The organism is Caballeronia sp. (assembly GCF_049581465.1).
GTDB lineage: Bacteria > Pseudomonadota > Gammaproteobacteria > Burkholderiales > Burkholderiaceae > Caballeronia.
In genome coordinates this window covers 1-6,022 of record NZ_JBAUSA010000534.1, presented here as the reverse complement: position 1 = coordinate 6,022, position 6,022 = coordinate 1, and the positions used below count along the sequence as shown (strand labels likewise).

Annotated in this window: 7 protein-coding genes; 3 read left to right on the top strand and 4 right to left on the bottom strand. The window is 61.6% G+C overall.

The window, feature by feature from the left end; translation table 11 throughout:
• The 3 genes from WCA53_RS13230 to rhaS all read left to right on the top strand — a co-directional run.
• Positions 1–460: ABC transporter permease (locus tag WCA53_RS13230; RefSeq protein WP_423910650.1), on the top strand; the 460-nt coding region annotated here is incomplete at its 5' end.
• The gene (locus WCA53_RS13225; RefSeq protein ID WP_423910645.1) at positions 453–1,463 is read left to right on the top strand and encodes an ABC transporter permease; all 1,011 of its coding nucleotides are present in this window, start codon (positions 453–455) and stop codon (positions 1,461–1,463) included. The genes WCA53_RS13230 and WCA53_RS13225, both read left to right, overlap by 8 nt.
• Before the next feature lie 71 nt (positions 1,464–1,534).
• On the top strand, positions 1,535–2,548 hold the full coding sequence (gene rhaS, locus WCA53_RS13220) for a rhamnose ABC transporter substrate-binding protein (RefSeq protein WP_423910642.1): 1,014 nt from the start codon (positions 1,535–1,537) through the stop codon (positions 2,546–2,548).
• A gap of 332 nt (positions 2,549–2,880) precedes the next feature.
• Here rhaS and WCA53_RS13215 read toward each other — a convergent pair whose 3' ends face one another.
• The 4 genes from WCA53_RS13215 to WCA53_RS13200 all read right to left on the bottom strand — a co-directional run.
• Positions 2,881–3,198, bottom strand: coding sequence for an H-NS family nucleoid-associated regulatory protein (locus WCA53_RS13215; protein WP_423910639.1), 318 nt, complete (start codon positions 3,196–3,198; stop codon positions 2,881–2,883).
• A gap of 403 nt (positions 3,199–3,601) precedes the next feature.
• Entirely contained in the window at positions 3,602–3,847 is a 246-nt protein-coding gene (locus tag WCA53_RS13210; protein WP_423910636.1) for a hypothetical protein, read from the bottom strand.
• Between the two features lie 225 nt (positions 3,848–4,072).
• Entirely contained in the window at positions 4,073–5,059 is a 987-nt protein-coding gene (locus WCA53_RS13205) for an LLM class flavin-dependent oxidoreductase (RefSeq protein ID WP_423910631.1), read from the bottom strand.
• A gap of 165 nt (positions 5,060–5,224) precedes the next feature.
• Positions 5,225–6,022: phosphate/phosphite/phosphonate ABC transporter substrate-binding protein (locus WCA53_RS13200; protein WP_423910626.1), on the bottom strand; the 798-nt coding region annotated here is incomplete at its 5' end.

The window sequence follows — 6,022 nt, the reverse complement described above, 5'->3', positions numbered from 1 at the left end:
GGTCGGTATCGGCATCTATCTCAAGCAGTATCGCGGCGGCCGGGAGCACTACGCGATCGGTTCGAACCCCGAAGCAGCACGGCTCGCCGGTATTCGCGTCGAGCGCCGCGTGATGATCGGCTTCCTTCTCTCCGGCGCGATCGCGGGTCTGGCCGGTGTGCTTTGGCTCGCACGATTCGGTACCGTGGAGGCGAGCACGGCCAAGGGGATCGAGTTGCAGGTGGTGGCCGCGGCCGTGGTCGGCAGCGTCGCGATCACGGGCGGCGTGGGCACGGTAATGGGCGCGACACTCGGTGCGCTGGTCCTGGGCGTGATCAATATCGCGCTGGTGGTGTTGCGGGTCTCGCCGTTCTGGCAACAGGCTATTCAGGGAGCGCTGATCGTTGCCGCGATCACGCTCGATACACTGTTGGCGCGCTCCGTCGCCCGCCGCATGATGAGGAAACGCGATCATGGCTAAACCCGATTCCGCACTTGCCCTGACTCAGGGCCCGCGCCGGCACGTCACGTGGGAGACCATGCTGGTCGTGGTGCTCGTTCTCGCGCTGATCCTGGGCCGCGTGTTGTCGCCTATGTTCCTGTCCAGCGCGAATCTGTCCAACATGCTCGCCGACTTTACCGAAATCGCGCTGATTGCATTGCCGATGACGTTGATCATCGTCGCGGCTGAGATCGATTTGTCGGTGGCGTCGATATTGGGAGCATCCAGCGCATTGATGGGCGTGCTCTGGCATATGGGCCTCCCCATGCCGGTAGTTATCCTGATTGTCCTGATTGGCGGAACGCTTGCGGGTCTGTTCAACGGGCTCGTGATCGTGCGCTTCAACCTGCCTTCGCTGGCCGTCACGATCGGCACCCTTGCGCTGTTTCGCGGCCTGGCTTACGTGCTGCTCGGCGATCAGGCCGTGGCCGACTTTCCGGCCTCCTATACGGCGTTCGGCATGGACACCATCGCCTCCTTCCTGCCCATGCCGTTCGTCTTCGTGATCCTTGGCGCCATCATCTATAGCGTGCTGTTGCAGGCCACGCCCTTTGGCCGCAGTCTCTACGCGATCGGCGCGAATCCCGTGGCCGCGCAGTTTTCCGGCATCGACGTCGCGCGCACCAAGCTCAAGCTGTTCATGCTGTCCGGCGCAATGAGCGCGCTTGCGGGCGTGGTGTACACGCTGCGCTTCACCAGCGCACGCGGCGACAACGGCGAAGGCTTCGAGTTGTCGGTGATCGCAGCCGTCCTGTTCGGCGGCGTGAGTATTTTTGGCGGGCGCGGATCGATGATCGGCGTGCTCTTGTCGTTGCTGATCATCGGCGTGTTGCGCAATGCGCTGACGCTCTCCGATGTTTCTAGCGAGACGCTGACTATCGTGACCGGCGGCTTGTTGCTGTCGTCGGTGCTGATTCCGAACCTTGTTGCACGTTGGCGCGTCATGCGTGAAAAACGCTTGATGACGCAGACGCTTTCATGAAGTTGGCTTTTAAAACCAGCGCGAAGACTCCGGGCGAACCGGCGCAGCGCGCGACATCAGGAGACACAACCATGCTAAAACCCTTCAAGTCCCTCAGCGTTCCGGCGTTATGCGCCGCGCTGATCGCAGTGTCGGTCGCACTGCCCGCCTACGCGGACGGGCTGAAACCGGACCTCAAGATCGCGTTCCTGCCCAAGCAGATCAACAACCCGTACGAAGTCATCGCCGATGACGGCGGCATGGCCGCGATCAAGGAAATGAATGGCCAGGGCAAGGTCGTCGGCCCGTCGGACGCGGGCGCGTCGTCGCAAGTGCAGTACATCAATACGCTCATTACGCAGCGCCAGGACGCGATCGTTATCGCGGCCAACGACGCAAACGCAGTCGTTCCCTACCTGAAAAAGGCGATGGCACAGGGCGTGAAAGTCGTGACGTTCGATTCGGATACGGCGCCTGACGGCCGCCAGATTTTCGTGAACCAGGCGAACTCGGAAGCAATCGGACGGGGACAGGTGCAGCTATTGTCGAAACTGGTAGGCGGCGAGGGCGAATTTGCCATTCTCTCTGCCACGCCGAATGCGACAAACCAGAACACCTGGATCAAGTACATGGAGGAAGAGCTGAAGAAACCGGAGTATTCGAAGCTCAAGCTGGTCAAGATCGCCTACGGTAACGACGACGACCAGAAGTCGTTCGTCGAGACACAAGGCTTGTTGCAGGCCTATCCGAACCTGAAGGGCATCATCTCGCCGACGACCGTCGGTATTGCGGCAGCCGCGCGCTACATCTCGACATCGCCGGCCAAGGGTAAGGTGATGGTCACCGGGCTGGGCACGCCGAACCAGATGCGCGCGTTCGTCAAGAACGGCACCGTAACGGCGTTCCAGTTGTGGGATCCGAGCCAGTTGGGCTATCTCGCAGCGTACGCGGCCGCCAATCTGGCCTCGGGCACGATTACGGGCAAGGAAGGCGACACGTTCGAAGCGGGTAAGCTCGGCAAGCGCACGGTGGGCAAGAGCGGCGAAGTCGTTCTTGGACCGCCGACCACGTTCGATGCATCGAATATCGACAACTTCAACTTCTAGACGCAGCGGGCGTTCAATGCTCCTATGAGCGATAAGCGCCCTTCGGGGCGCTTATCGATTTTCGCTTCAATGGGCACAATTTATCTCTTTGTTGGCTAATCTGGACGGTCCGTGCCTGAACTGGATCACCCGTGCGTAACTAGCCTGGTGGGCACGACGGTCCGGCGCGTTCTGCCGCTACGTTGCTTGCCAAAACCCGTTTTCCGCTACGGCTGTCACAGAATAATTGCTGAGGAATTTGAAGGGCGACGGCGGCACTACGGCTTGGCGCTCAGCCAACACCGGCCGGATGAAGGGTCTTGAAGCGTTCCGATTGAATGAAAACCGACGCGTCAAACCCGATAGAACTCGATATCTTGCCCTGCATGCACGGCGCGTTTGAGCCACTCCGGCATTTCGCCTTGTCCGTCCCACGTATCGCCATTCGCGCTTCTGAATGCCGGCGTGGTCCCATTGGCGTTCTGCGGCATCTGAGGCATCGACGGCAATGCGCGTTTTGCCAGATGAGGCGCACTGTTCGTCAACGGCGGGGGAGTGACGGAAACGGGTTCTTCGGCCAATGCTTCGGCCAGAGCCGTTTCAGTAATGCCGAACTCAGCCATTCGGCTGCGCAAATAGGCAATGATGCTGTCTCTCTTTCTTTCGTCCACGGCTGTCCTGATTCAGCTTTACTTTCTGGGGGGCGAGCCGGTCTGCCCGCGCGGACCGGGGCGGCTCGATGAATTAACGGAGTTGTGAAAATCGGGGTGCGCTGGGTGGCGCAGGTCAATAAGTGTAATACCGCAAAATGCCGCTTTCAACGCCAAGCCCGCCAATCTCGATTAGCGGGCCGTCGCGAATGTGCGGCTCAACAAAATGAATGCTGTGATTGAACCTGGTGCGGGATGCGTAAGCTGCCGTCTTGGCGGCTGTAGCTCAAGGACCAGATCAGTGCACGCTGGCGGCTGCCGATGTTTCAAAAAGCACCATTAAATCAGCCGCTCATTCCTGACTACCACTACTGCTACGCTTAAATGATAGCGCGTAACACCAGCATTGTATGCCTAAATCATTTTAGCGATTATGTTGCTCGCCCGGCAGTTCTGCGCCGTGCGCCCGAATGGCTGCAATCAGCTCCGCCGGCGTAATTTCGTAGCGCATCTCGCGATGGATGCCGGCCTTTCTTTCATCCACCTCAATCAATAGCACGGCCTTGCCGTCGGGGGTAGGTTCGAGGCGCAGCGTTCGCACTTCCTGACCGGTTGCGTCATCTCGCTCCGTCAGCAAGGTCATCGATCCTGTGGCGGGACTTCTAGGCATTGCGTTCTCCCTTCCGATAATCCGACATCGTTATTATTGAGACCTTTCGATAGGCTTTCTGCTACTTCGGGCAGGTTCGCCCGACTCGGTGCGCGGTCGCCCCAAGCATCGGACGGAAAGTCCCAACGGCTTCGACCTCATTATTGCTTGCCAAAAGAGCACTCGTCCAGCGCCAGAAAAAGGGAGTTTGTGGCGCTGGGGGCGAGAGCGAGCCGCCCGCCGGGCTCACGCCAGCGCGGCGCGGGCGTCGGCGGTGATCTTGAATGAACGAAGTCGTGCGGCGTGGTCGTAGATCTGTGCCGTGACCATCAATTCGTCAGGCTGAACCTGTTCGATCAGCGAAGCGAGTCCCGCTTCCACGAGCGCCGGGTCGCCGACAATCGAGCACCCGAGCGAATGTTCCACGCCGGCCCGTTCGGCTTCCGACCAGGCGACTTGCTCGACAGGCCGCGGCAACTGGCCGGGCGTGCCGCGCCTGAGATTGATGAATTGCTGCTGCAGCGAGGTGAATAGAAATTCGGCTTCGCGCGTGGTATCGGCAGCGAAAACATTGACGCCGACCATGGCATAGGGTCGTTCCAGCGTCTTCGAAGGCCGGAATTGCGTGCGATACACCTGTAACGCGGTAAGCAGGTAATCGGGCGCAAAGTGCGAAGCGAAGGCGAACGGCAGGCCGAGCGCGGCGGCGAGCTGGGCGCTGAACGTAGATGACCCGAGCAGCCAGATCGGCACGTCAAGGCCGGCGCCCGGTACCGCGCGCACGCGCTGGCCTTCCACGGGCTCGGCGAAATAGCGCTGGAGCTCCACGACGTCGTCCGGGAAGGTATCCGCGCTGCCCTGCAGATCGCGCCGCAACGCGCGCGCGGTGGTCTGGTCCGTGCCCGGTGCGCGGCCGAGGCCGAGATCGATGCGCCCCGGAAACAGCGACGCGAGCGTGCCGAATTGCTCGGCGATCACGAGCGGCGCGTGATTGGGCAGCATGACGCCGCCGGAGCCGACGCGGATCGTGGTCGTCCCTGCCGCGACATGGCCGATGACCACGGACGTCGCGGCGCTCGCGATGCCGGTCATATTGTGATGTTCGGCCAGCCAGAATCGCAGGTAGCCGAGCTTTTCGGCGTGCTGGGCAAGCTCGCGCGAGTGCCGGAATGCGTCGGCGGCGGTCGATCCGGCGGGAATGGGGGATAGGTCGAGAACTGAAAACGGGATCATTGCGGCTTCCATGACTGCGTGAGAGCGGCGCCGGCGTTTTTGCGTGAGCGTGCATTTACGGCGTGGCGCGACGAATTCGCCATTCACGCGTGGATAGAGAGGGTAAAAAGCGAAAGGGCAAAAGCGGATTGTGCCGGAAGGCCGGAAAGTCTGCCTTGCGCGTCCTCAGGCGAGACGCGGATAGCCGAGTTTGGCGGCGTCGGTTTCGATTTCGAGGATCGCGGCGTAATCGTCGAGCGGGCGCCGGATGAAACCCGTGAGCTTGAGGCGTTTTGCCAGCGCCGGATCCTCCGCCACGCAGGCGTCGAGCGAGGCGGCGAGGGCATCGATGCCATCCCGGGGCACCCGTCTCGATGCAATCAACGGCAAGCCAGGCGCACTTCGCGTCACGCCGAGTTGCACGACGCCCTGCGCCAGATCCGGAAGGTGGTCGCGCACGAACGAATACGTCACGGCGTCGATGGCGGCGACATCGGCGTGATCGTCCCGCAATGCGCTTAGCGACGCGAGATGGCTCCCCGTTTCTATCACCGAAGCGAAGAAGTCCCGGCCTGCGGCGACCGGCGCAACGGCCGCGCGCAATAAGTTCATGCCGCTATTGGAATCCGTGTTGTTGAAGGCCGCACGCAGGCCCCGGCACGCAGCGAGCGACCTTACGCCAGCGCGCCGGTTTGCCACCAATACGCTCCTGTATTCGCCGCGCTCGCAGCCGTCCACATCGAATGCGGGGGTGCTCACGAGTTGAACCCGACCAAGCAGCGCATGGACCAGCGGATACCCGCACGTCTGCGACAACAACAGGTCGTCGCGCAGCCAGAACCCAGCGAGGGATGCATCAGGTTCGACGATGTGCAGCGCATCGCCACGCGCGTCGAGCCATGGGCCCATGTGTCGGCGGACATGCGCGAGAAATGCGCGCCAGTCGCGTGCGAGCGCGGGCGTGACGTTGTACATCGGCAAGGC

What these genes read in the sequence shown, in the direction of transcription:
- WCA53_RS13205 (WP_423910631.1), bottom strand. Translation starts at nt 5,059, where the DNA reads ATGATCCCGTTTTCAGTTCTCGACCTATCCCCCATTCCCGCCGGATCG.
- WCA53_RS13210 (WP_423910636.1), bottom strand. Translation starts at nt 3,847, where the DNA reads ATGCCTAGAAGTCCCGCCACAGGATCGATGACCTTGCTGACGGAGCGA.
- rhaS (WP_423910642.1), top strand. Translation starts at nt 1,535, where the DNA reads ATGCTAAAACCCTTCAAGTCCCTCAGCGTTCCGGCGTTATGCGCCGCG.
- WCA53_RS13225 (WP_423910645.1), top strand. Translation starts at nt 453, where the DNA reads ATGGCTAAACCCGATTCCGCACTTGCCCTGACTCAGGGCCCGCGCCGG.